At 72.2% G+C, this 24,698-nt stretch carries 23 protein-coding genes; 10 read left to right on the plus strand and 13 right to left on the minus strand.

Annotated elements, in window-relative coordinates:
* Positions 1-16 precede the first annotated feature (16 nt).
* Entirely contained in the window at positions 17-463 is a 447-nt protein-coding gene (locus tag AC0QU1_RS06495) for a VOC family protein (RefSeq protein WP_483575285.1), read from the plus strand.
* A 77-nt stretch (positions 464-540) separates the two neighbouring features.
* Here AC0QU1_RS06495 and AC0QU1_RS06500 read toward each other — a convergent pair whose 3' ends face one another.
* The 4 genes from AC0QU1_RS06500 to AC0QU1_RS06515 all read right to left on the minus strand — a co-directional run bounded on the left by AC0QU1_RS06500 (position 541) and on the right by AC0QU1_RS06515 (position 5,029).
* On the minus strand, positions 541-1,158 hold the full coding sequence (locus AC0QU1_RS06500; RefSeq protein WP_483575286.1) for an endonuclease V: 618 nt from the start codon (positions 1,156-1,158) through the stop codon (positions 541-543).
* Between the two features lie 521 nt (positions 1,159-1,679).
* Positions 1,680-3,188 (minus strand): ribosome small subunit-dependent GTPase A, encoded by a 1,509-nt coding sequence (rsgA, locus tag AC0QU1_RS06505; RefSeq protein ID WP_483575288.1) that lies wholly within the window; start codon positions 3,186-3,188, stop codon positions 1,680-1,682.
* Between the two features lie 33 nt (positions 3,189-3,221).
* Complete coding sequence (gene aroA / locus AC0QU1_RS06510) at positions 3,222-4,535, minus strand: 3-phosphoshikimate 1-carboxyvinyltransferase (RefSeq protein ID WP_483575289.1); 1,314 nt, start codon at positions 4,533-4,535, stop codon at positions 3,222-3,224.
* A gap of 20 nt (positions 4,536-4,555) precedes the next feature.
* On the minus strand, positions 4,556-5,029 hold the full coding sequence (locus tag AC0QU1_RS06515; RefSeq protein WP_483575291.1) for a DoxX family membrane protein: 474 nt from the start codon (positions 5,027-5,029) through the stop codon (positions 4,556-4,558).
* 141 nt (positions 5,030-5,170) lie between these two features.
* On the opposite strand from AC0QU1_RS06515, the gene AC0QU1_RS06520 reads away from it, so the two are divergent.
* Together AC0QU1_RS06520 and rsrA are read left to right on the plus strand one after the other, a co-directional pair.
* Positions 5,171-6,118: a sigma-70 family RNA polymerase sigma factor gene (locus AC0QU1_RS06520; protein WP_483575292.1), complete on the plus strand. Its 948-nt coding sequence runs from the start codon at positions 5,171-5,173 to the stop codon at positions 6,116-6,118.
* Positions 6,115-6,390 carry a mycothiol system anti-sigma-R factor gene (rsrA, locus tag AC0QU1_RS06525; RefSeq protein WP_483575294.1) on the plus strand — a complete coding sequence of 92 codons (276 nt, stop codon included), beginning with the start codon at positions 6,115-6,117 and terminating at the stop codon, positions 6,388-6,390. Before AC0QU1_RS06520 ends, rsrA begins: the two co-directional genes overlap by 4 nt.
* Before the next feature lie 101 nt (positions 6,391-6,491).
* Here rsrA and AC0QU1_RS06530 read toward each other — a convergent pair whose 3' ends face one another.
* Positions 6,492-6,566, minus strand: coding sequence for a 50S ribosomal protein bL37 (locus AC0QU1_RS06530; RefSeq protein ID WP_156968370.1), 75 nt, complete (start codon positions 6,564-6,566; stop codon positions 6,492-6,494).
* Positions 6,567-6,750: 184 nt separating this feature from the next.
* Between AC0QU1_RS06530 and AC0QU1_RS06535 the strand changes: the two genes are divergently transcribed.
* From AC0QU1_RS06535 to AC0QU1_RS06545, 3 genes are read left to right on the plus strand one after another with little or no spacing between them, the layout of a single operon-like run.
* Positions 6,751-7,605, plus strand: coding sequence for a DUF4097 family beta strand repeat-containing protein (locus AC0QU1_RS06535; protein ID WP_483575295.1), 855 nt, complete (start codon positions 6,751-6,753; stop codon positions 7,603-7,605).
* A complete protein-coding gene (locus AC0QU1_RS06540; RefSeq protein ID WP_483575297.1) occupies positions 7,606-8,298 on the plus strand; it encodes a PadR family transcriptional regulator in 693 nt (230 codons plus the stop codon).
* Positions 8,299-8,351: 53 nt separating this feature from the next.
* Positions 8,352-9,158 carry a DUF4097 family beta strand repeat-containing protein gene (locus tag AC0QU1_RS06545; protein ID WP_483575298.1) on the plus strand — a complete coding sequence of 269 codons (807 nt, stop codon included), beginning with the start codon at positions 8,352-8,354 and terminating at the stop codon, positions 9,156-9,158.
* A gap of 100 nt (positions 9,159-9,258) precedes the next feature.
* On the opposite strand, the gene AC0QU1_RS06550 is transcribed toward AC0QU1_RS06545, so the two are convergent.
* Positions 9,259-9,867: a GDSL-type esterase/lipase family protein gene (locus tag AC0QU1_RS06550; protein WP_483575300.1), complete on the minus strand. Its 609-nt coding sequence runs from the start codon at positions 9,865-9,867 to the stop codon at positions 9,259-9,261.
* A gap of 120 nt (positions 9,868-9,987) precedes the next feature.
* Entirely contained in the window at positions 9,988-10,947 is a 960-nt protein-coding gene (locus AC0QU1_RS06555) for an aldose 1-epimerase family protein (RefSeq protein WP_483575301.1), read from the minus strand.
* 155 nt (positions 10,948-11,102) lie between these two features.
* Between AC0QU1_RS06555 and AC0QU1_RS06560 the strand changes: the two genes are divergently transcribed.
* Positions 11,103-12,098 (plus strand): aldo/keto reductase, encoded by a 996-nt coding sequence (locus AC0QU1_RS06560; protein WP_483575303.1) that lies wholly within the window; start codon positions 11,103-11,105, stop codon positions 12,096-12,098.
* Positions 12,099-12,174: 76 nt separating this feature from the next.
* Here AC0QU1_RS06560 and AC0QU1_RS06565 read toward each other — a convergent pair whose 3' ends face one another.
* The 3 genes from AC0QU1_RS06565 to AC0QU1_RS06575 all read right to left on the minus strand — a co-directional run bounded on the left by AC0QU1_RS06565 (position 12,175) and on the right by AC0QU1_RS06575 (position 18,357).
* The gene (locus tag AC0QU1_RS06565; protein WP_483575305.1) at positions 12,175-15,981 is read right to left on the minus strand and encodes a multifunctional oxoglutarate decarboxylase/oxoglutarate dehydrogenase thiamine pyrophosphate-binding subunit/dihydrolipoyllysine-residue succinyltransferase subunit; all 3,807 of its coding nucleotides are present in this window, start codon (positions 15,979-15,981) and stop codon (positions 12,175-12,177) included.
* A gap of 426 nt (positions 15,982-16,407) precedes the next feature.
* On the minus strand, positions 16,408-17,571 hold the full coding sequence (locus tag AC0QU1_RS06570; protein ID WP_483575307.1) for a sensor histidine kinase: 1,164 nt from the start codon (positions 17,569-17,571) through the stop codon (positions 16,408-16,410).
* A gap of 12 nt (positions 17,572-17,583) precedes the next feature.
* Entirely contained in the window at positions 17,584-18,357 is a 774-nt protein-coding gene (locus AC0QU1_RS06575) for a response regulator transcription factor (RefSeq protein ID WP_483575309.1), read from the minus strand.
* Between the two features lie 220 nt (positions 18,358-18,577).
* Between AC0QU1_RS06575 and AC0QU1_RS06580 the strand changes: the two genes are divergently transcribed.
* The 3 genes from AC0QU1_RS06580 to AC0QU1_RS06590 all read left to right on the plus strand — a co-directional run bounded on the left by AC0QU1_RS06580 (position 18,578) and on the right by AC0QU1_RS06590 (position 22,053).
* Positions 18,578-20,011 (plus strand): hemolysin family protein, encoded by a 1,434-nt coding sequence (locus AC0QU1_RS06580; RefSeq protein ID WP_483575310.1) that lies wholly within the window; start codon positions 18,578-18,580, stop codon positions 20,009-20,011.
* Positions 20,008-21,069, plus strand: coding sequence for a hemolysin family protein (locus AC0QU1_RS06585; protein ID WP_483575311.1), 1,062 nt, complete (start codon positions 20,008-20,010; stop codon positions 21,067-21,069). The genes AC0QU1_RS06580 and AC0QU1_RS06585 overlap by 4 nt, the downstream gene beginning before the upstream one ends.
* 117 nt (positions 21,070-21,186) lie before the next feature.
* The gene (locus tag AC0QU1_RS06590; RefSeq protein ID WP_483575313.1) at positions 21,187-22,053 is read left to right on the plus strand and encodes a M15 family metallopeptidase; all 867 of its coding nucleotides are present in this window, start codon (positions 21,187-21,189) and stop codon (positions 22,051-22,053) included.
* 22 nt (positions 22,054-22,075) lie between these two features.
* Here the strand turns inward: AC0QU1_RS06590 and AC0QU1_RS06595 are convergent, their stop codons facing one another.
* The 3 genes from AC0QU1_RS06595 to AC0QU1_RS06605 form a co-directional block, all read right to left on the minus strand.
* Entirely contained in the window at positions 22,076-22,741 is a 666-nt protein-coding gene (locus tag AC0QU1_RS06595; protein ID WP_483575314.1) for a CYTH domain-containing protein, read from the minus strand.
* 40 nt (positions 22,742-22,781) lie between these two features.
* On the minus strand, positions 22,782-23,468 hold the full coding sequence (locus AC0QU1_RS06600) for an STM3941 family protein (protein WP_483575315.1): 687 nt from the start codon (positions 23,466-23,468) through the stop codon (positions 22,782-22,784).
* A 395-nt stretch (positions 23,469-23,863) separates the two neighbouring features.
* Positions 23,864-24,661, minus strand: a complete 798-nt coding sequence (locus tag AC0QU1_RS06605; protein ID WP_483575317.1) for a TSUP family transporter — start codon at positions 24,659-24,661, stop codon at positions 23,864-23,866.
* Positions 24,662-24,698 lie beyond the last annotated feature (37 nt).

Here is a 24,698-nt window from a genome sequence, read left to right on the forward strand (position 1 = left end):
AGTGAGGAGGTCTGTCATGCCCGAACCAACTGTTCTGTCCGAGCCCACCGTCGTCGCCGAGCCGTCGGTGATCCCCATGCTGTCCTACCAGGACGGCGTCGCGGCCATGGACTGGCTCATCAAGGCGTTCGGCTTCACCGAAGCGGAACGCTGGCTGGACGACGACGGTCACCTCTCCCACGGTGAGCTCAACGCCGGGGGCGGGCGCGTGATGCTCTCGGAGCTCGCGTCCTACGAGGGACCCACCGCGCACCGCAGGCACTGCGCCGCGGCGGACGCCTGGCTGTCGACGCCCTGGGTGATCGACGGCGTCCTGGTCCACGTGGCTGACATCGACGCCCACTACGCCCGCGCCAAGGCGGCGGGCGCCGGGCTGCTCTCCGAGATCGAGAAGGCCCCGTACGGCCGGCTGTACCGGGCGGAGGACGTGGAGGGCCACCGCTGGATGTTCCTCCAGCCGTGATCAGGACAACGGCGAGCGGTGACGGTCGTCCGTGATGGCAGTCGGTCTGTCCCGCCGGAGCCCGTCGAGCGACACGGTCAGTCCGGCGCGCTGCTGTCCGACGCGGCCAGCCAGTGCGGCGCGGTCGGCGCCGGCATGGCCCCGCGTGCCAGCCGATCCACGCGTCGCAGGGCGTCGGGCAGCCGCGCGGTGCCTGACATTGTGCGCACGAGTTCGGCGGCGGCGTCGACCGCCATACCTGACGCCGTGACGTACAACGGCCGGACGGACTGGCCGCGCAGCACCTCGGCGGCGTGCGTCGCCGTCCGGAAGCGGGTCTTGGCGACGCCGAGCACGACAGGCGCGAGGCCGGAGCCGGCAACGTGGGCACCGAGCCCGGGCCGGCCGGTGGGGTCGAGGTCCACGTAACCGTCGATGATCAGTAGGTCCAGGGGCGCTACTCCGGACATGACCTGTTTCAGCGCGGGCAGCTCACGCTCGTAGAACCGCCCGGGCCGGTACTCCGCGACCCGCTCGACGAGCACGATGTGCTCCTCGATGAGCGTGGCGAACGCCTGGTCCTCGGCGACGACCAGCGCGGCTCGCGCTCCGCCGTCGTCCAGGTACTGCACGTCCGCAGCGCCGTAGCGGAAGGTGCGCGCTCGTACTCGCGCCTGGGGCCACCTGGCCGGGGCCGCGTCGTTTCGGTCGGTCACGGTGCACAGTCTGACTCGGGTGGTCTGTTGGCGGATATGGGCGGACTGCCGGCTGACCTAAGCGGTCCGTCCGGCTGGCCTGGATGGTCTGTTTGACGGACCTGGGTGTCGGGCCTGGATGTCGGGCCTGGACGGCCTTGGCCGTTGGCCGCGCGGGCAACGATCCCGCCGAACGGCACGTTCATCGTGACGCGGATCGCCGAACCGAAAGCTGGTCGTCCATCGGGACGTCGAACCGAAGGTTGCATGTAGATGAGGGCTCTGATTGACGTGTTCGCTGCGGCTCGGCGCGGGGGTTCACCATCATGTTGCGGTTCGGCGTTGGCGGTCGGCGGAGTGAGACTCGCAAGTTGCGGTTCGGCGTTGGCGGTCGGCGGGGTGGGGCTGGCGGGTTGCGGTTCGACGTCGGTGGTGGGTCGGTCGAACTGGCAAGTTTCGGTTCGGCGCGGCTGACTGGCGGAGCGGTTGGGAGTCGCACGTTGCGAACGGCCACCCGAAACACTGACCGGTTCGGGGTTCGGTCAGGTGTCGGTGCCCGTTCGGGAGGAGAGCAGGCGGCGGAACGAGGCGAGGCGAGCTGCGCGGGCCGGTCGTTCCTCCTCGGAGGAGGTTTCGATCCAGTCGTCGAGGGCGCAGTCCGGGGCGTCCGCGAGGTGGGTGCAGCCGCGCGGGCACTCCTGGGCCACCTCGTCGAGGTCCTCGAAGGCGTGCAGCAGGTGCGCCACCTCGACGTGCGCTAGGCCGAACGAGCGCACGCCCGGCGTGTCGATCACCCAGCCGTCGAAGGCGCCGGGTGCGCCGGCTGCCCCACCCATTGCGCCGGCTGCCCCACCCGTTGCGCCGGCTGCCCCACCCGTTGCACCGGCTGTCTCACCTGTTGCGCCGGCTGTCTCACCTGTTGCGCCGGCTGCCTCACCCGGTGCGCCGGCTCCGGCCGGCCCACCCAGCCTGCTCGGCCGGCTCGGCCCGCCCGAGCCAGTGACGGGCAGCCGCAGCGCCACCGCCGACGTCGAGGTGTGCCGGCCCCGCCCCGTCACGTCGTTGACGACGCCGGTGGCGCGCCCGGCGTCGGGCACCAGGGCGTTGATCAGCGTGGACTTGCCGACGCCCGAGTGCCCCACCAGCACCGACACCAGCCCGCGCAGCCGGTCGCGCACCTCCTCGACGGAGTCGGGCGCCAGGGTCAGCTCGCCCGCAGCCTCGCCGTCGGCCCCACCGCTGCCGTCGGCCCCACCGCCGCCGTCGGCGCTACCGCTGCTGTCGGCACCGCCGCCGTCGGCCCCACCGCCGGTGCCAGCCACACCACCGCTGCCGCCAGCCTCACTACCACCGCCGTCAGCCCCATCGCCAACCACCGCCCGCCGCGTCACCACCACCTGGACCCCGAGCGGCTCGTACAGCTCGCGGAGCGCGTCGGGGGAGGCGAGGTCGGCCTTGGTCAGGCAGAGGAGCACCGACATCCCGGCGTCGTAGGCGGCCACGACACAGCGGTCGATCATGCCCGTGCGGGGCTCGGGCTGGGCCAGCGCCGTGACGATGACGAGCTGGTCCGCGTTGGCGACCACGATCCGCTCGTACGGGTCGGTGTCGTCGGCGGTGCGGCGCAGCGTCGAGGTGCGCTCCTGGATGCGCACGATGCGCGCGAGCGTCCCCTCCTCGCCGGAGACGTCGCCCACGACATCGACCCGGTCGCCCACCACGACGCGCGTGCGGGTGAGCTCGCGCGCCTTCATCGCGGTCACGACGGTCCCGTCGGCCGCGCCACCGGTCGGCGCGCCGGGCGCTCCGCCCGACAGGCCAGGCGCCCCGCCCGACGCGCTCGGCACCCCTCCAGCCGAAGGAGTCACCCCCTCGGCCGCACGGCCCTCCGCCCCACCGACCAGCAACGTGTATCGCCCCCGGTCCACCCCCGTGACCAGCCCGGTCACGGCATCCGAGTGCTCAGGGCGCTGCTTGGTCCGCGGACGTGAGCCGCGCTTCGACGGGCGGGACCGGAAGTCCGACTCGTCGCGGATGTCGCGCCGCCCCATCAGCCACGTCCCATCAGGCAGGCCCCGCGCCCATCAGGCGGCCGAGCCGAGCATGTGCAGCCACATCCCGGTGAAGTCGGGCAGCGTCTTGGCCGTGGTGCCCACGTTCTCCACCAGCACGCCCGGCACGCGGAGCCCCAGCAGCGCCGCCGACGTCGCCATCCGGTGGTCGGCGTACGTGCGCACGACGTCGCCGCGCAGCGGCCGCGGCGTGATGACCAGCCCGTCGCGGGTCTCCTCGGCCTGCCCGCCGAGCCGGGTGATCTCGCGGGCCAGCGCCGCCAGGCGGTCCGTCTCGTGGCCGCGCAGGTGCGCGATCCCGCGCAGCCGGGACGGCGAGTCCGCGAGCGCGGCCAGCGCCGCGAAGGTGGGCGCGAGCTCGCCACCCGCGTGCAGGTCGACGTCGATGCCGTGCACCTCACCCGTCCCCGTCACGGTCAGCACGCCGTCGGCGAGCGTGGACGTCCCGCCCATGCGCTCCAGCAGCTCAGGGACCATCGCGCCGGGCTGGGTGGTCAGCGTCGGCCAGCCGGGCACGCGCACCGTGCCGCCCGCCACGAGGGCGGCGGCGAGGAACGGCGCGGCGTTGGACAGGTCGGGCTCGACCCGGACGTCCCGGCCGGCGATGGGCCCGGGGGAGACGTCCCACATGCCGTCGCGTGAGTCGTCGACGACCACGCCGACGTCGCGCAGCGTGGCGACCGTCATCTCGATGTGCGGCAGGCTCGGGAGGGTGGCGCCGATGTGCCGCAGCGTGAGGCCGCGTTCGAACCGCGCCGCCGCGAGCAGCAGCCCGGACACGAACTGGGAGGACTCCGAGGCGTCGACGTCGACGGCGCCGCCCTGCACGCTACCCCGGCCCTCGACGGTGAAGGGGAGGTGCGTCGGCAGGCTTGCCGGGTCGTCGTCGTGCACGGTGATGCCGAGCGCGCGGAGCGCGGCGAGCACCGGGAGCATCGGGCGGACGCGGGCCTCTGCGTCGCCGTCGAACTGCACGGGGCCGTCGGCGAGCGCCGCGACGGGCGGCAGGAACCGCATGACCGTGCCGGCCAGCCCGGTGTCGATCTCGGTGTGGCCGGTGACCGGCCCTGGCGTCACCCGCAGGGTGCTCGGGTGGTCGCCCTCCTCGACGTCCGCGCCGAGCGCGCGCAGGGCGCGGATCATCAGGTCGGCGTCGCGGCTGCGCAGGGCGCCGCGCAGCGTGCCGGGGGCGTCCGCGAGGGCCGCCAGCACCAGGAGCCGGTTGGTGAGCGACTTGCTGCCCGGCACCTCGACCGTCGCGTCCAGCGGGGCGCCGGCGAGCGGCGCTTCCCAGGTGGGGGCGGGCGCGGTCGTGGAGGAAGTCATGTGCCGAGATTATCGCGGAGCTAGCTCTCGGCGGCGGCTGCCTTCGCCTCCGCGCGTGCGGCGCGTGCCTGCTGGACGCGCCAGGACAGGCCGGGCCTGCCCTCGAGGTCCACGCCCGCGATCAGGGCGGCGCCGACGGCGCCGAGGTTGCGCACGAACCGGTCGGTGCGCTGGGCGCGCTCCTCCTTCGGCGCGGTGAAGGGCTGGTTCACCACGGCGAGCGGCAGCGTGAGCAGCGCCAGCGCGACGGCGGACACCCGCGGCGCCTTGCCGAGCGCGAGCAGCGCGCCCGCGGTGGCCGTCGCGATCCCGTGCGCGCGCACGAGCGTGGTCACCTGCGCCTCGCTGAGCGGCTCGGCCCCGAGCGCCCGCGTGGCGAGGGCGGACCCGGACTTGGCGGCGGCCACGTGCTCGCTCGGCTTCCGGGCGGCCCGCACTCCGTCGTAGATGAACGTCGAGGCCAGCAGCGGTCGCGCGATGTGTCGAAGCAGCATGCCTCCACCTTGGCAGATCCGCGCGGCAGACGCAGCAGGATGACGCCGCGAGGCTTCGTCCCTTGGCCCCGACACGCCGGGAATTCGGCGCCGCGGGCGAAGGTTGAACCCAACGTGGAGCAATGCCTCGAGAGGGATGCGGTGAGGAACACGGTGATCGGCACGGTGGCGAGCGCGGCGACGAACGCGGCGGGCGGGGTGCCCGGCGTGCTGGCTGGGGCGGCGACGAGCCCGGACGCGGTCCCGGCGTCGGACGCGCCTCTGATGCTCGGCGCGGTCCCCGCGCACCTGCTGGACACCCGCTCCGACGCGGCGAAGGGCACGGCCGACGCCATCGAGGGCGCCCTGGCGAACACCGGCTGGCCGACGAGGCTAGGCTCAAGTGCGATGACAGACACTTCCCGCGAGCAGAACCAGGGCATCGGCGGCGACACCGTCGGTGCCGACGCCGGGGTGCGCCCCGACGAGGACGTGAGCGAGGGAACCGAGCGCTCCCCACAGGAGGAGGACGCGACGGCTCGGGCCGCGCGGTTCGAGCGGGACGCCCTGCAGTACCTCGACCAGCTCTACTCCGCGGCGCTGCGCATGACGCGCAACCCCGCCGACGCCGAGGACCTGGTGCAGGAGACCTTCGCCAAGGCCTTCGCCGCGTTCCACCAGTACCGGCCGGGCACCAACCTGAAGGCCTGGCTGTACCGCATCCTCACGAACACGTTCATCAACAGCTACCGCAAGAAGCAGCGCGAGCCGCAGCAGTCGCAGACCGAGGAGGTCGAGGACTGGCAGATCGCGCGCGCGGAGTCGCACACCTCGCGCGGCCTGCGCTCGGCCGAGGCCGAGGCGCTGGACCGGCTCCCGGACAGCGACATCAAGCGGGCGCTCGCCGAGCTCCCGGAGGACCGTCGGATGGTCGTGTACTACGCCGACGTCGAAGGCTTCCCCTACAAGGAGATCGCGGAGATCATGGGGACTCCGATCGGGACCGTCATGTCCCGTCTCCATCGCGGACGCCGGCAGCTGCGTGAGCTCCTCGCCGACTACGCGGCTCAGCGAGGACTCGTCAGCCAGGCGCCCGGAGGTGCGCAGTGAACAACGTCGAACCCATCCCGCACGACACGGCGGGGGAGTCCGAGTGCGACCACGCACTCAAGCACCTGTACGAGTACCTCGACTCCGAGATGACGCCGGAGGACGAGGAGCGCATGCGCGCCCACGTCGCCCACTGCTCGCCGTGCCTGGCCGAGCTGAGCGTCGAGGATCTCGTGAAGCAGCTCGTGAAGCGGTCGTGCAGCGAGCGCGCGCCGGACACGCTGCGGCTGCGCATCCACCAGCAGCTCACCGTGATGGCGGTGGTGGAGTGACCGTGGCGGGCTGAGCCGCCCGACACGACGCCCGGACATGACGAAGGGCCGGAACCATGGCGGTTCCGGCCCTTTCGTGTGCCCTGCGGGCGGCCTACGGCTCAGGCGTTGGGACGCTTGCCGTGGTTGGCGGCCGAGCCCTTGCGGCTACGGCGCTTGCGACCGCGCTTGCTCATGGGTGTCTCCTGACAGGTGACGGACTGAATGGTGCCCATGATCCCACAGATCAGGGCGCCGCCGGGCATCGAGGGGTTGCCAGGCCCATGGACGCGATATATCGTGTCTTGCGTGACGCGATATATCGCGTCCGACCGAGAGTCTGGAGCAAGACCTCAGGACGTGGAGCACGCAGGAGGAACCATGAGCACCGACAACTGGACCGTCACCGGTCCACAGACCATCGAGCTCGACGGCGTCACCTCCGTCGACGCCCACGTCGTCGACGGACGGCTCGACATCGTGGCCCACGACGAGCCCGGCGTCCGCGTGGAGGTGCACTCCGTCGAGGGCCGGTCCCTCGAGGTGCACTTCGCCGACGGCCACCTGGAGATCGGCCACGAGAGCGGCCTGTCGGGCTGGGGCTCGTTCATGAAGCGCTGGGCCGACTTCGGCGGCAAGGCGCGCGCCGACATCCATGTGGCGGTTCCCGCCGGCACCGCCGTCCGGCTCGGCACCGTCCGCGGCGAGGGCCTCCTCGCGGGGACGACGGCGGGCGCGTCCGCCTCCACCGTCTCCGGGGCGCTCCTGGTCTCGCGCACCGCCGGGGACCTCAAGCTGAACACCGTCTCCGGCGACGTGACCGTCCGCGACCACGTGGGGGACGTCACGAGCAACACCGTGTCCGCCGACGTCGTGGTGAGCGGGTCGGCCGACTCGGTCGTCTCGTCGTCGGTCTCGGGCGACGTGACGTTCGACCTGGTGACGCAGCCCCGGTCGGTCAAGGTCAACACGGTCTCCGGCAACCTGCTGCTGCGCCTGCCGGACGACGGCGCGGTCGACGTGTCGGCACAGAGCGTCAGCGGCCGGGTCACGATCCGCGGTATGCAGTTCACCGGCCGCGGGGAGCGCCTCGTGCGGTCCACGACGCCGGGCGGCACGCGGCTGCGGATGACCGGCGTGTCCGGTGACGTCACGATCATCGGCGGGCCGCAGGACGCCGTCGCCGACGCCCCGGCAGCGGCAGCTCCCGCGGACGGCTCACCCGTGGAGCTGTAGATGCCACCTGTCTTCGCCCACGGTGAGCTGCGCCTGTACCTGCTGGTCCTCCTCCTGGACGGGCCGCGGCACGGGTACGAGCTCATCACCGAGCTGACCCAGCGCTTCGGCGGCACCTACCGCCCCAGCGCCGGGACCATCTACCCGCGCCTGGCCCGGCTCGAGGAGGAGGGGCTCGTCCGTCGGACCGTCCCGGACGCCCCGGAGTCGTCGGGCGCGTCCGGCACGGGCCGCAAGGGCAGCTACGAGCTGACCCCGGCGGGCCGGGCCGAGATCGACGCTCGCCTCGACGACGTCCGGCGCCTCGAGCGCAGCGTCGCCGAGACGGTGCGCAGCCTCGCGGACGAGGTACGGGCCGACATCCGCGACACGATGCGCGGCCTGCGGGCCGAGCTCGCCGCCGCGGCGCAGGAGGCCCGCACCCGCCCGCGGCCGGGACCGGGCACGACGCCGGACCCGCGCCGTGCCCAGTCCAACTCGCTGCGGCACGACGCCGAGGCGATGCTGCAGAGGTTCCGCAACGACGTCCTGGCCGATCTGCGAGAGGCCGACGTCGCCGGTACGGTGTCGGCGCTGACCGTGGAGACGCTTCGCACCGTCCTCGACTCGGCGCGCGCCGCGATCCGTGGGACGCTGCCGACCAGCACGACCTCGTCGCCGCACCGCACCCATCGCACCAACCCCCACCAGTGATTCCCGCCCCTTGAACCGGCCCCTTGAACCCATCCCATGAACGGAGCAGAGCGATGACCACCGAGTCCTGGAGCGTGGCCGAGCCGCAGACCATCGAGGTCGACGGCGCCACGACCCTGACCGTCCGACTGACGAACGGCCGCGCGGAGATCGTGGCCGACCCGAACCGTACCTCCGGCGCCGTCGTGGAGGTCGTCGAGGTGTCGAGCCGGCCGCTGCAGATCCTCGCCGAGCACGGCAACCTCCGCGTGGCCTACGACTTCCCCGGCCTGGAGGGCTTCGTGGACCGCTTCCGCGGCCTCAAGGACCAGGACAGCGCCGTCGTGCGGGTGACCGTCCCGGCCGCCTCCGTCGTCGACGTCGCGACCGTCGGTGCCGAGGTCGTCGTGACCGGCGCGCAGGCGGGTGTCAACGTCAAGACCGCCGGCGGCGCCATCACGGTCACCGGCACCACCGGATCCGTCTCCACGAAGTCCGGCACGGGGACTGTCGCCGTCGCCGAGCACGCCGGAGACGTGTCCGCCACCACCGTGTCGGGCGCCGTGTCGCTCCAGGGTGCGCTGGGCCGGGTCTCCGTCCAGACCGTCTCCGGTGCGGTCGACGTCACCGCCGTCGGCACGACGCCGCTGGTCAACGCCAAGACGGTCTCCGGATCGGCGGCGGTGCAGCTCGACGCCGGGTCGCCGATCAACCTCCGTGCGCGCAGCGTCACGGGCAAGGTGCTGATCGACGGCACGCAGGCGCTGTCCAGCGCGCAGCGTACCGTCGTCGTCGACCACGCGGAGCCGGGTGCCGCGGCCTACGTCTCGACGAACACGGTCTCGGGCACGGCCACGATCACCCGAGGCCAGCTGACCTGAGACTCACGAGGTCGGTAGTTGGCATCGAGATCGGTCCATCCCTGGACCGATCTCGATGCCAACTACCGACCTCGCTGTATCCACTCGCCTCAGCCGACCGTCACGCCACCTCGTCCTGGGGGAGGCCCAGCCAGGCGTGCCAGCCCGTGTGCAGCACGAGCCACGCCATGAGGCCGTACCCGGCCTGGCCGGGGTAGGTGCCGCCGCCCTGCGCGAGGTCGGCGAGCCACTGCTCGTGCTGCGCGAGCGGCGTGTACGTGTCGACGTACGGCACCCGGCGCCGGCTCGCGACGTCGGCGAACGCGTCGGACAGCTCGGCGATCCGGTTCCCGTCCGCCGGCGCGCCGGGCGGCGGCCCGACGACGAACGCCGCCGTCCGGTTCGCGTCCGCGACGTCCAGGATGTTCGCCAGGTTCAGGCGCGAGCGCGCGACGGTGAGCCCCGAGGAGACGTCGTGCCGCCCCAGGGCCACGACCAGGCGGTTCTCCACCTCGGAGTCCGGGCCGAACCGCATGGCGGTCTCCGCCTCCCACCGCGCGCCGAGCTGCGTGCTGGTCTCGCCGGGGACGGCAAGGGTGAAGAGCATGGCGGGCCGGGCGAAGTGGGTGCGCGCGACGACGCGGCCGGTCCAGCCGAGCGCCCTGGCGTCCCCGACACCAGTGGCCAGCTCGTCACCGACGACGCAGATGCGCACCTCGCGATCCTGCAACGGACTCTCCTTGCCTGTTACCGGCCTGTTCCTGGCAGCTTGGCGGACGGCCGGTTTCCCATTGTGGTGCACGGACCGTGGCCGATCCCGACAACGCGCCGACACCGCGGCGCTGTCAGATCAGAGCAGGGTCATCCCCCAGCGGACGCCGTGGTGCTCACCGGGCGCGAGGTGCACGAGCCGTTCGCCCGTGCGGAACGCGTCGGCGACGCAGGTCATGGGCTCGGCGGCCAGGCCCATGCGGCGGTGCTCCCGCGGGATGTGGTCGCCCGTGCAGACCTGCCACACGTCCTGCGACCCGTCCATCCAGACCGCCGCCGTGCGGCCGTCGGGGCCGGTCAGGTGGGCCCAGGACAGGCCGTCGCCGTCCCGCACGACGTCGACGTACGCGTCGTCGAGGTCCAGGCCGGCCGCGCTGCGCGGCTCGCGCAGGTCGTAGCTGCCCGACGCCGGCTCGGTGCCGGTCGGCAGGAGCCGCTCGTCGGTCGTGACGCGGGTCGCGGCGTCGAGCCGGACCGTGCACTCGTCCAGGTCGGCGCCGCCGGTGGACAGCCACGGGTGGAACCCGCAGCCGTAGGGCGCGGTGCTCGACCCGACGTTGGTGACGTCGAGGGTGACCTCCAGGCCGGCGTCGGACAGGGCGTAGCGCGCCTGCGCGACGAGCTGGAACGGGTAGCCCGGGCGGGCCACGAGCTCGAGCTCGAGTGTCACGGCGGAACCCGTGTGCTCCACCACCGACCAGCGCTCCCACGCCGCGAGGCCGTGCAGCGCGGTGCCGCGCGCCGGCTCGCTCACGGGGAGCTGGTGGGGCACGCCGTCGTACTCGTACGCGCCGTCGGCCAGGCGGTTGGGCCAGGGAATCAGGACAGCGCCGTTGAACGCGGGGCTGATCTCGTCGGCGCCGAACGGCACCACGACGTCGCGCCCGTCCACCGAGTACTCTCGCAGCGCCGCACCCACCTGGGTGACGGTCGCACGGTGCCGTACCTTGCCGGGGCCTTCGTGGCTGATGCGGAACTGGTCCCCGGAAGGATGGGGCCTCGCGGCAGCAACGGGAGGAATTTCTGTCGTCACACTCACACCGTAACCGTAGGGCAAATTACGCCTGCGCCACGTAGCGTGAGACGGCAGACTAGGAGGTTGGGTTGCCCGCACCTTGGAGCGACCCCGCTACGAACTGGACCCGAGGACGGGTCCGCGCGGGCACGTCTGCCCGCCCAGCAGCAGGAGGAACGATGGAACAGCAGGTACTCGGACGGACCGGTCGGCTCGTATCGGCCGTGGGACTGGGCACCTGGCAGCTCGGCGCTGACTGGGGAGAGGTGAGCGAGGGCGACGCCCGCGCTGTCCTGGAGGCTTCGCTTGAGGCCGGCGTAACTTTTTTCGACACGGCGGACGTCTACGGTGACGGCCGCAGTGAGCAGGCGATCGGTGCCTTCCTCAAGGAGCACCCCGACGCGGGGATCACAGTCGCCACCAAGATGGGGCGCCGCCTGGAGCAGGTGCCCGAGAACTACGTGCTGACGCACTTCCGCGAGTGGACCGACCGGTCACGGCAGAACCTCGGCGTGGACCGGCTGGACCTGGTGCAGCTCCACTGCCCGCCCACCGCCGTCTACTCCAGCGACGCCGTGTACGACGCGCTGGACGAGCTCGTGTCCGACGGCGTGATCGCCGCCTACGGCGTGAGCGTCGAGAAGACCGCCGAGGCGCTCGAGGCGATCGCCCGCCCGAACGTCGCGACCGTGCAGATCATCCTCAACGCGTTCCGGCTCAAGCCGCTCGAGGAGGTGCTGCCCGCCGCCTCGGCCGCCGGCGTCGGCATCATCGCGCGCGTGCCGCTCGCGTCGGGCCTGCTCTCCGGGCGGTACACCAAGGAGACGGTGTTCGCGGAGAACGACCACCGCACCTTCAACCGCGACGGCGCGGCCTTCGACGTCGGCGAGACGTTCTCGGGCGTGCCCTACGAGGTGGGGCTGGAGGCAGCGGCGCGGTTCACGGAGCTGGCCAAGGAGGTCGTGGGCGACACCCTGACCCCGGCCCAGGCGGCGATCGCCTGGGCGTGGCAGCGGCCGGGCGTGTCGTCCGTGATCCCCGGGGCGCGCAACGTGGAGCAGGCCCGGGCCAACGCGGCCGCCGGCTCGGCCGCGACGCTGGGCCCGCTGTTCATGTCGGGCGTGCGGGAGATCTACGAGGACATGGTCAAGGAGCACGTCCACGACAAGTGGTGAGGCTCGCTCACCAGTGACACGCGAGAGGGCGGGTTGTCCGGATCCGGACAACCCGCCCTCTCGCGTGCGCGGAGCGTCAGCCCCGGGTGAAGGCCTGCTCGATCAGCGTCTTCTGCTGGGCCTGGTGCAGCTTGGCCGTACCGGCCGCCGTCGAGGCCGACGCCGGGCGGGAGACCACCTTGACGTACGGCACGTCCAACGGCAGCGCCAGGTGGATGAAGCCCCATGCGCCCTGGTTCTGCGGCTCGTCCTGCACCCAGACGATCTCGGCGTCGCCGTACTTGGCGATCTCCGCGCGGAGCTGCTCCTCCGGGAACGGGTAGAGCTGCTCGAGCCGGACGATCGCAACGCCGTCGTCGCCGCGCTTGGTGCGCTCGGCGAGCAGGTCGTAGTACACGCGGCCGGTGCACAGGAGCACGCGGTTGACCTTGGCCGGGTCCGCCGTCGTGTCCGGCAGCACCTCGCGGAACGTGCCGGAGGTGAAGTCCTCCACCGAGGACGCCGCCGCCTTGAGGCGCAGGAGCTGCTTCGGCGTCAGCACCACCATCGGACGGCGCGGGCGGGCGTAGGCCTGCCGGCGCAGCAGGTGGAAGTACGACGCCGGGGTGGACGGCTGCGCGACCGTGATGTTGTCCTCGGCGCAGAGCTGGAGGAACCGCTCGATCCGCGCGGACGAGTGGTCCGGCCCCTGGCCCTCGTAGCCGTGCGGCAGCAGCATGACCACCGACGACGACTGGCCCCACTTCTGCTCGGCGGACGAGATGAACTCGTCGATCACCGTCTGGGCGCCGTTGACGAAGTCGCCGAACTGCGCCTCCCACAGCACGAGGGCGTCCGGGCGCTCCACGGAGTAGCCGTACTCGAAGCCGAGCGCCGCGTACTCCGACAGCGAGGAGTCGTAGACCCAGAACTTGGCCTGGTCGCCCGCGAGGTACAGCAGCGGGGTCCACTCGGCGCCGGTCTCCCGGTCGTGGAGCACGGCGTGCCGCTGGACGAACGTGCCGCGGCGGGAGTCCTGGCCGGCCAGGCGCACCGGGGTGCCCTCCATGAGCAGCGAGCCGAACGCCGCGAGCTCGCCGAAGCCCCAGTCGATGCCGCCGTCCTTGGCCATGAGCTGGCGCTTCTCCAGGAGCTGCGCGAGCTTGGGGTGGACGGTGAAGCCCTCCGGCGGCGTGGTGTGCACGTCGCCGACGCGCTGCAGTGTGTCGTGCGAGATCGCCGTCTGCCAGCCGACCATCGTGCCGGCGTCCTGCCGCTGGGACTCCGGACGCTCCAGGCCGGCGAGGTGCTCCGTCTGCGGGGCGGGCGTGAAGCCGGACTTGGTCTCGGTGAACACCCGCTCGAGCTGGGACTGGTAGTCCTGCAGCGCGTGCTCGGCCTCCTCGACGGTGATGTCACCGCGCGCGACCAGGTTCTCGGTGTAAAGCTTGCGCACCGAGCGCTTGGTCTCGATGAGGTTGTACATGAGCGGCTGCGTCATCGACGGGTCGTCGCCCTCGTTGTGCCCGCGGCGCCGGTAGCAGATGAGGTCGATGATGACGTCCTGGCCGAACTGCTCGCGGAACGCGAAGGCGAGCTCGGCGGTCCGCACGACGGCCTCGGGGTCGTCGCCGTTCACGTGCATCACGGGGACCTGGTAGCCCTTGGCGACGTCGGTCGCGTACGTGGTCGAGCGGGACGCCATCGGGCCGGTGGTGAAGCCGACCTGGTTGTTCACGACGACGTGGATGGTGCCGCCGGTGCGGTACCCGCGCAGCTGCGACAGGTTCAGCACCTCAGGCACCACGCCCTGGCCCGCGAACGCCGCATCGCCGTGCACCAGGATCGGCAGCACGGAGAAGCCGTCGCCGCCGAGGTCGATGCGGTCCTGCTTGGCCCGGACGATGCCTTCGAGGACCGGGTCGACGGCCTCCAGGTGCGACGGGTTGGCCGCGAGGTAGACCCGCGTGGTGGCGCCGGACTCGGAGGTGAACGTGCCCTCGGTGCCGAGGTGGTACTTCACGTCGCCGGAGCCCTGGACGCTCTTCGGGTCGAGCTGGCCCTCGAACTCCTTGAAGATCTGGCCGTAGCTCTTGCCCGCGATGTTCGCCAGCACGTTGAGCCGGCCGCGGTGGGCCATGCCGATGCCGACCTCGTCGAGCCCGCCCTCCGCTGCCTTCGACAGGATCGCGTCGAGCAGCGGGATCAGGGACTCGCCGCCCTCCAGCGAGAAGCGCTTCTGGCCCACGAACTTGGTCTGCAGGAAGGTCTCGAACGCCTCGGCCGAGTTGAGGCGGCGCAGGATGCGGAGCTGGTCCTCGCGCGGCGTCTTGGCGTAGCCGGCCTCCAGGCGCTCCTGGAGCCACTTGCGCTGGGCCGGGTCGGCGATGTGCATGTACTCGATGCCGATGGTGCGGCAGTACGAGTCGCGCAGCAGGCCGAGGATGTCGCGCAGCGTCGCCTTGGGCTTGGGACCGAAGCCGCCCGTCGGGAAGGTGCGGTCCAGGTCCCACAGCGTGAGGCCGTGGTTCTGGATGTCCAGGTCGGGGTGCTTGCGCTGGCGGTAGGCGAGCGGGTCGGTGTCCGCCATGAGGTGGCCGCGCGAGCGGTACGACTGGATGACCTCGGCGATCTTGGCCGGCTTCGCGGCCTCGACCTCCGCGTCCACCGTGTTGTCGCGCACCCAGCGGACGGGCTCGTACGGCACGCGCAGCGCCGCGAAGACGCGGTCGTAGAAGCCGTCCAGGCCGAGCAGCTTCTCGGCGATGACCTTGAGGAACTCGCCGGACTGTGCGCCCTGGATGATGCGGTGGTCGTAGGTCGACGTCAGCGTCATGACCTTCGAGATGCCCATCCGGGCGAGCTGCTCCTCGGACGCGCCGGCGAACTCCGCCGGGTAGTCCATGGCGCCGACGCCGACGATCGTGCCCTGGCCCTGCATGAGGCGCGGCACCGAGTGCACGGTGCCGATGCCGCCCGGGTTGGTCAGCGAGATCGTGGTGCCCTGGAAGTCGGGCACGCCGAGCTTGCCGCCGCGTGCCTTGCGGACCAGCTCTTCATAGGCCGCCCAGAACTCGGCGAAGTCGAGCTCCTCGGCCTTCTTGATGCTCGGCACCAGGAGCTGGCGCGAGCCGTCCGGCTTGGCCAGGTCGATCGCGAGCCCGAAGCCGACGTGGGCCGGCTGGTTCACGCCCGGCTTGCTGTCCACCGGCTCGTAGTGCGCGTTCATGACCGGCATGTCGGTCAGCGCCTCGACCAGCGCGAAGCCGATGAGGTGCGTGAACGATATCTTGCCGCCGCGGCCGCGCTTGAGGTGGTTGTTGATGACGATGCGGTTGTCGACCATCAGCTTGGCGGGCACGGCGCGCACCGACGTGGCGGTGGGGACCTCGAGCGAGGACTCCATGTTCGTGACCACGCGTGCGGCGGGGCCGCGCAGCTTCTGGATGTCGTCGACGGCGTCCGGGTGGGCGACGGGGCGCTCGAACGTGTCCGCGTAGTCCGCCGTGGGCGGCATGGCGATGGGGTTGGCCGGGTTGACCTTCGGGTCGGCCGGCAGCGCCTTCTCGCGCACGGGCTGCTCGGCCTCCGAGGCAGCCGTGCCGCCGGTCACGGGAGTCGCGGCCTGCTGGGTGGGGGCCGCCGCCGGGGTAGTGGCCGCGGGGGCGGCCGGGGCGGGCGCAGCGGGCGCCGACGCGGCCGGAGCGGGGGCGGGCGCGGGAGCGCCGTCCTTGGCGGAGCCGTTCTCGCCAGGGGTGTAGTCGGCGAAGAAGTCCCACCACGCGGGGTCCACCGCGTTCTTGTCCTTCAGGTACTGCTGGTAGAGCTCGTCCACAAGCCATTCGTTGGCTCCGAATGACGAGCTCGCCACGCTGATCGACTCTGAACCAGCCTTAGGGGACACGCGCGGATCGCCCACCTTCACCACAGTTGCGTTCGTTGCGCGCCACCTTGCCGCAGCGCGCGCAGCCCGAATGTTTTTCGGACACTCCAAGGGTAGGCCCTTCGGGCTCGTCGGTGGGCTTGTCCACACGGGCGTTGCGGCGCGTTCCTGCGGCAAAGGAGATGGTTCGTCATGTTTCCCGCACCCAGAGCAAAACCCCGGCAACGTTCGGCCTGGAAGTCCCCAACCCCGCGTTACGGGGGTTGTCCCGGCGCGGACAACCTTTGGCGTCTGTGACGGAAATCACGCGACTCCGTCTCACGCTTCGGCCGCCCGCGGCCCTAGGCTTCTCTGTTCCCGTTCCGGCTCGTCCCGTTTCCGGCTCGGACCCGCCGGCTCAGCCGGCTCGGATCCTCCGGCCCGGACCCTCCGGCTCCGACGTTCCACTCAGACCGTGTGCGTCGTCGTGACCCCCGGCGCCGGGTGCGCCCGCGCGGGAAGGGTGACCCGGATCGTCGCGCCCCGCTCGGAGTCGACCACCTGCACGTGCCCGCCGTGCAGCTCGACCGCCCAGCGGACGATCGCGAGGCCGATCCCGGTCCCGCCGCTCGACCCGACGGTGCTCCCGGCCGTGCCGCCCGAGGCGCCGTTGGCCGGCTCGCCGGCGCCGTTCCGGCTGTTGTCGCGGGTGCCGCCCGCCGACGCCGACCCCGTGCCGCGGACGAACCGCTGGAAGATCCGCTCCCGGTCCGCCTCCGCGATACCGGGTCCCTCGTCGCTGACCTCCAGCACGATGTCGGCACCCTCCGTACCGTCCACCGGATAGGCGTCCAGCCGGACGATGCCCCCGGGCGGCGAGTGCCGGATCGCGTTCTGCAGCAGGTTGGTGACCACCTGGTGGAGCCGTTCGGCGTCCCCCTCGATGACGAGGTCCTCCGGCGTGACGTCGACGACGTAGCGCAGGTCCTTCGCGGCGTCGACCATCGACAGGTCCTCCGCGCAGTCCTCGAGGAAGTCGCCTACGGCGATCTCGCCCACGTTCAACGCCGAGGCGCCCGCCTCGATCCGCGAGAGGTCCAGCAGGTAGGTGACCAGCCGCGTGAGCCGCTCGGTCTGCGCGTGCGCCTGCTCCAGCGCGGCCGGAGTGGGTTGCACCACGCCGTCGACCATGTTCTCGAGCTGCGCCTGCAGCGCCGCCACGGGCGTGCGCAGCTCGTGCGAGACGTTCGCGATGAGGTCGCGGCGCGTCTGCTCCACCGAGGCCAGGTCCTCGGCCATGCGGTTGAAGGCGTGCGCGAGCTGTCCCACCTCGTCGCTGCTGGTCGCGCGCACCCGGCGCGTGTAGTCGCCGTCGGCCATGGCCTGGACGGCCTCGGTGATCTCCCGCAGGGGCGACGTCATGCCGCGCGCCAGGATCTGGGTGACCAGCAGCGACAGGATGATCGCCAGGGGGAAGGTGCGGCTGGGTCCCAGGGAGGCCTGGAGGCCGAGCCAGGTGATGAGTACTGCGGCCGTCACGGTGGCCGCCACCAGCACGCCGAGCTTGATCTTGAGGGAGCGCAGGGGGTCGAGCGGCCGCACGTCGGGGACGCGGGGCACGTGCGGTCTCATCGGATCACCCGGTTACGGGTTCGCGGGCGGCTCGAATGCGTACCCGACGCCGTGCACGGTGCGGATCAGGTCCGGGCCGAGCTTGCGGCGCAGCGCCTTGATGTGCGAGTCGACGGTGCGGGTGCCGCTGGCGTCCGCCCAGTCCCAGACCTCGGCGAGCAGGCGCTCGCGGGTCAGTACCGTCTTCGGGGAGCCGGCCAGCATGACGAGCAGCTCGAACTCCGTAGGGGTCAGGTGAACCTCCTCGCCGCCCCGGTAGACCCGGCGCTGGGCGCGGTCCACCGTCACGTCGCCCATGGTCATGGGTGGGTCGGCGGGGGTGGTGGCGGCCGCCTGCGCCGCGCGGTCGACCCGGCGTAGCAGGGCCTTGATGCGCGCCACCAGCTCGCGCATCGAGAACGGCTTGGTCATGTAGTCGTCCGCGCCGACGCCCAGCCCGACGAGCATGTCCGTCTCGTCGTCCCGTGCGGTGAGCATCAGGATCGGGACGGGATGGTCCGCCTGGATGCGCCGGGTGACCTCGAGGCCGTCGATGCCGGGCAGCATGACGTCGAGCACCACGAGGTCGGGGCGCAGCCGGGAGGCGGCGTCGACGCCGGACAGGCCGTCGCGCGCCACCTCCACGCGCCAGCCCTCTGCGGACAGCCGCTGGGCGATCGCGGTGGCGATCGTCGGCTCGTCCTCCACCACGAGAACGGTCGCGCTCTGCTGACCGGTCGAGGCCGCGGCCGAGGCCGTGCCGGGCTGCTGCGGGGCCCCAGACGGCTGGGGAATACCAGATGACATAGGTCAATCATGCCCGCACCTGCCTGATAAGACACTGGAGCCAGCCTGAGAGTCGGACTCAGGCGCGCTCGGCGCCCCTCTCGAACGGGCTCGATCCGGGGCAGGTGGGCAGCGGTCCGGGGCGTCTTCCGGCTACGATCTATCGCACGATGATCGAGCGATATCGCGACCGAAAACCCTGGAAGATACCGGACCCCACCACCGCTCTCCGGAGCACGAGATGACCGGCGACTGGATCATGGTCGCCGTGGGCGTCCTCCTCACAGCAGGTACTGCTGTCTTCGTGGCCGGGGAGTTCTCCCTCGTCACCCTCGACCCCGCCGTGATCGGCGACTCCGACGACTCGGAGGGCGACAGACCCGGCCGGTCCAGGTCTGCTCCACCGTCTCGTGCCCCGGCCCAGCCGGCCCTCGGCCAGGGCCTGCGCGACCGCAGCGTGCGCACCGCCCTGCGGCACCTCTCCACGGAGCTGAGCTCCGCCCAGGTCGGCATCACGCTGACCACCATCCTGCTCGGCTACACCGCACAGCCCGCGCTGAACTCCCTGCTGTCGGCCGCCTTCGGCGCGGCGTCGGTGCCGACCGCCGTCTCCGCCGGGCTCGCCGGCGCGCTGGCCGTCATCCTGGTGAACGTCTTCTCCATGCTGTGCGGCGAGCTGATCCCCAAGAACTTCGCGCTCTCGGCGCCCCTGGCCACCGCGCGGCTGGTGGTGCCTGCCCAGCGCGTGTTCACGATGGTGTTCAAGCCGGTCGTCGTCGTGCTCAACGGTTCGGCGAACGCGCTGCTGCGCCGCCTGGGCGTCGAGCCGCGCGAGGAGCTGTCGGGCGCGCGGTCCGCGTCAGAGCTCGCCTCGCTCGTGCGCCGCTCGGCCGAGGAGGGCACCCTCCAGGAGTCCGTCGCGACGCTGCTGACCAACTCGATCGAGCTGGACACGCTCAGCGCGCGCGACGTCATGACCGACCGCCTGCGCATGTCCGTGGTGGACCGCTCCGCCACGGCGGACGACGTCGTGGCGCTCGCCCGGCGCACCGGCCACTCCCGGTTCCCGGTGATCGGGGAGGACCGGGACGACGTCGTCGGCCTGGTGCACCTGCGGCGCGCCGTGGGCGTACCGCACGAACGGCGTGCCGAGGTGCCCGCCGCCGCGCTGATGGTGGACGCGCCCCGCGTGCCGGAGACGGTGCGGCTCGGCGCCCTGCTCGTCGAGCTGCGCGGGTTCGGGCTGCAGATGGCCGTCGTCGTCGACGAGTACGGCGGTACCTCCGGCGTCGTGACGCTGGAGGACGTCGTCGAGGAGCTGGTGGGCGACGTCGCGGACGAGCACGACCCCCGGCGGGCGGGCGCGGCCCGTGCGGCCGACGGGTCGTGGATCGTGCCGGGCGTGCTCCGGCCGGACGAGCTCGACGAGTACACCGGGATCGAGGTCCCGGAGGGCGCCGCGTACGAGACCCTCGGCGGCCTCGTGATGGCGGAGCTGGGCCGCATGCCCGCCGTCGGCGACGAGGTCACCGTCGGGCACGTCGGCGCGCGCGTGATGCTGCGCGTCGAGGCCATGGACGGACGTCGCGTCGAGCGCGTCCGCGTCCGCCCGCTGCCCGACGGCGGTGGTGCCGGTGCCGACCGGACCCGCACCGAGAAGAGGGCGAGCCGATGAGCACGACCACCGCACTCGTCATCGGCCTCGTGCTGCTCGCGGGGAACGCGTTCTTCGTGGGCGCGGAGTTCGCCGTCATCTCGGCGCGGCGCAGCGCCATCGAGCCGCGCGCCGCCGCGGGCGACCGGCGCGCCGTGACCGTCCTGTGGGCGATGGAGCACGTGTCGCTGATGCTCGCCTGCGCGCAGCTCGGCGTGACCGTCTGCTCCACGGGCCTCGGCATCGTGGCGGAGCCCGCCATCGCGCACCTGCTCGAGGGGCCGCTGCACAACATCGGCGTGAGCGAGGACCTCACGCACCCGATCGCCCTGGTCATCGCGCTGTCGCTGGTGGTGTACCTGCATGTGGTGCTCGGCGAGATGGTGCCGAAGAACCTCGCCGTGGCCGGCCCGGACCGGGCGGTCATGTGGTTCGGGCCGCCGCTGGTGTTCCTCGGGCGCGCGCTGAGCCCGGTCATCGTGGGCCTGAACTGGATAGCGAACCATGCGGTGCGGCTCGCGGGCGTCGAGCCGAAGGACGAGGTCGCCTCGGCGTTCACCGCGGAGGAGGTCCAGTCCATCGTCGAGCACTCCCAGGCCGAGGGCGTGCTGCGCGACGAGCAGGGCCTCCTGACGGGGGCCATCGAGTTCTCCAACCGCACGGCGGGCGACGTCATGGTGCCGGTGGGCGAGCTGGTCGCCGTCGACGAGACGAGCACGCCCGACGACGTCGAGCGGCTCGTCTCCAAGCACGGCTTCAGCCGGTTCCCCGTGGTCTCCCGGCGGTCGGGGGACAACGAGCTGATCGGGTACCTGCACCTCAAGGACGTCCTGTACGCCACGGGTCCCGCGCGTTTCGAGCCGGTGGCGGTCTGGCGCGTGCGCGCCCTTGCCGCCGTCGCGCCCGACGACGAGGTGGAGGACGCCCTGCGCGTCATGCAGCGCTCGGGCGCGCACCTGGCGCGGGTCGAGCGCACCGCTGCCGACGGCTCGGCGGGCGAGGTGCTCGGCGTCGTCTTCCTCGAGGACATCCTGGAGGAGCTCGTCGGCGAGGTGCGTGACGCCATGCAGCGCCGCTGAGCGGCGCCGTCGTCCACAGGCCGGGGTTGGCACGCCCGCTAACCCCGGTTATGGTCAGGCGACATACGACGCGAGGGGCCGCGGACACATCGAGATCGAGCTGACGACGGAGGACCTGTGGAGTCCACGGCTGTGACGACCACGCAGCCCGCTCTCATGACGCGCCGCGCCCGGCGCGAGGCGGAGCAGCACGCCCAGGCGATGCGCAGGACGACGTCGTTCGACCGGCTGGTCACCGGGGCCGTGCCGAGGGCCACCAAGCCGACGTCGACCGTGCCGGCGGGGCAGCGCTTCATCTCGCGGGCCACCGTGATCGGCACGCTGGCCGCCGCGACCATCGCGGCGCCGCTCACGCAGGCCGCCGACAAGCCGGGTGACACCCCGTTCGACGTCGAGGCGCCGGACATGGGGCCGTCGATGCTCGACCTCGTGACGCAGCCGGTGGAGCGGCCGGAGACGTCGGGGGCGGTGCTGCGGGCCGAGGCCATCACGCGGCCCGAGTCGGCGGCCAGCCGCTCGCTCGACCGCAGCCCCCTGCCGGACTGCGACGTCGACGCCCCGGTCGAGGGGAGCAACGGCGCGCTCGCCGACCACTCGCTGTGCGAGCTGTGGCAGCCGGGGGAGTACCTGCGGCCCGACGCCGCGATGTCGCTCAGCGCGCTCAACGAGGCGTTCCGCGCGTCGTTCGGCCGGGAGCTGTGCCTCGTGGCAAGCTACCGCTCCCTGGACGACCAGTACGCGGTCCAGGCGTCGCGCGGCTGGTACGCCGCCTCACCCGGTACGTCGATGCACGGCTGGGGCCTGGCGATCGACCTGTGCGGCAAGGAAACCGGCGACAGCGAGATCCTGTCCTGGCTCTGGGCCAACGCGCCCGCCTACGGCTGGCAGAACCCGGCGTGGGCCCAGATCGGCGGCAGCAAGTACGAGCCGTGGCACTGGGAGTTCGTCTCCGGCGTCATCGAGAAGGGCGAGTGGCACGGGTAGTGCCCGCCCTGGTCAGAGGCGGTCAGAGGCGCAGGTGGGTGTTCGGCCCGAAGTCCTGGCGGAAGACCGGACCGTGCTCGTCGAGCTCCGCGGCGAACGAGGGCGCCCACGCGCTGTAGGGCTCGTTGGCGAGCGACTCGTTGGAGAACCGGCGGTCGTCGGTGATCTCGGTGACGCAGAAGTCCGGGATCTGCAGCTCGGTGACCGGTCCGGAGCGCTCGCACTCGGCCACGACGAGCGGGTGGTTGGCGCCGCCGAACACGTCGATCGACCAGCCGTCCGCGCCGAGCCACGCGGCGTACCGGGTCTTGACGATCGGCGCACCGCCGCGGCGGACCAGCTCGACGCCGACGTTCGGGTCCAGCTCGCGCTCCGCCTCGTAGCGCGTGCCGCCGATGGCGGGGCCCTTCACCGTGACGGCCGCGAAGTCGATGTCGGCGGCATGTTCGAGGAGCACCGCGGCGGGGTCGGTGTCGGCGTCCACGTGGGCGTCGACGTCACCGGCCTGGACGCGGACGCGGAGGGCGTACCCGTCGTCGGCCAGGAAGTAGGACTGGACGATGAGGGCAGGCGCGTCCCGGAGCGCGGCCGGGAGGTCGCGCGCGAAGAACCGGCGCTCGAACTCGAAGTCGGCGTAGCCGCGATCGAGGTCGGCCGCGGCGGGTCCGTCGAAGCGATCGTCGCTCATGGGAGGTCCCTTGCCCTGCTCGGCAGATGATCCTAGAAGTCTACTCAACCTGCTTCGTGGCGACTGATTCCGTGGGCTTTGGCGGCGCGGGCTGCTGTGCGGGCGCGGGCCGCTGTGCCCGTGCGGGCTGTGCGGGTGAGGGGTGTGTGGGCGAGGGGTGTGCCGGCGCGGGCGCAGACTGTGCGCTGGGGGCGTGGCCGGCCACGAACTCGGTGAGCGCCGCCGTCAGCTCCTCCGGGCGGGTGTCGATGCTCCCGGGCTTGAGGACCACCGGGGTGCCCACCAGCAGCGCGTTGACCGACGCGGCGATGCGCCGCACGAACGTGCGCTGCCGGACGACGACCGCCTTCGGGTCGGCGACGTCCACGGCGAGCACCCGCCGGAAGGCCAGCCGGGTCTCGCGCACACCCGTGACCTCGGACCAGAGCACCTGCTCGACGCCGAGGTTCGGCAGCCAGTCGGTCAGGCCGTCGTCGTCGAGCGTGAGCACGGGCCAGGCGGGGAGCAGGAGGCGGCGCACCACGATCAGCCCGAGGCCGGTGAAGACCAGGACGCCGATCGCGCTCGCGGACACGGTGAACAGTGCGACCGGTGAGCCGCTGGTCTGTGCGGCGTCGAAGCCGAGGCGCGCGACGACCGCGCAGAGCACAACCAGCACGAGGGTCGCGAGGGTGAGCATCAGGACGTGCGCACGGGACGGGTAGAAGTCCACGGACTCGTCGGGCATACCGGGACACTAGCGGCACTTGGGATGGGATCGGTAGCCCGGCGCCGGTCAGGATCGGACGGATACCCGGGTAGTCGGTGGGTGCCCGGTGGCTCGTCTCCGGTGGCTCGTGTCGGCTGGGATGAGCCCTGCTACGGGGGCCGAACCGCAAGTTGCGCGTGTTGTGGTCGCCGAGCCGAGGGTTACGGGTCCGTGGAGGGTCCCATGGACTCATTGCTTTCGGTTCGAGGCTGTCGTGGACACGTAGCTTGCGGTTCGGCACGGGGGCGAGCCAGGAGAGACCCGAAACTTGCTGTTCGGCGGGGTGTGGGTTGGCTGTGCCGCGGTTGGTGCGGTATCAGTGGCGGCGAGCTTGCCAGGGGTGGCGTCCCGGATGATCTCCCCGGAGGCCACAGTCAGCCCAGCAGGAGCCGCGCGCCTGCTGCCGCCGTCGCGACCAGGACGACGGTGCTGAACACCGGTCCCGAGATCCGGTGCGCCACGAACCGGCCGAGCAGCAGCCCGGCGGCCAGGCCGGGCAGGAGCGCGAGGGAGATGCGCAGCGAGTCGGCGGAGACGAGCCCGAGCGTGGCGCTGAACGGCAGCTTGGCGACGTTCACCGTGAGGAAGAAGAGCGCGACGGTGCCGAGCAGGCCGGCCCGGGAGACGCCGGCCCGCAGGAGGTACAGGCTCATGGGCGGGCCGCCGGCGTTCGCGATCATGGTCGAGACGCCGGCGGTGGCGCCCAGGGTTGCGCGGGTGATGCGGTCGCGGGGGCGGTTGTGCTCTGCCTCGCCGTCGTCCGTGGGGCTGGGTACGCGGCCCGACGGCGGGCGGCGTCCTGCCAACTGGCGTACCAGCTCGCCCAGGCCGGCGAGGAGGAGCAGCGCTCCGACGATCCGGGCGCTGACGGCGGGCGGCGCCCAGAGCAGGGCGGCGAAGCCGACCGCGATCCCGGCGGCCACGCTGGGGATCAGGCCGCGCAGGATGTGCCAGCGGACGTCGCGGCCGTAGCTGCTGACGGCGACGAGGTCGCCGACGATGAGCAGCGGCAGCGCGACGCCCGCCGCCGGCACGGGCGGGAGCACCGAGGCGATGACGGCGGCGGCGAAGGCACCGAGAGGCGGCAGGCCGGTCTTGGACAGGCCCATGAGGAGCGCGGCGAAGGTGCCGCCGACGATGACGGGGGCCGTGAGGTCCAGTGCGGTGTCCATGGCGAGGGGACTCTACGGTGCGGCGGTCACCGCGTGA

The sequence above is a fragment of the Promicromonospora noduliphila genome (assembly GCF_056951025.1).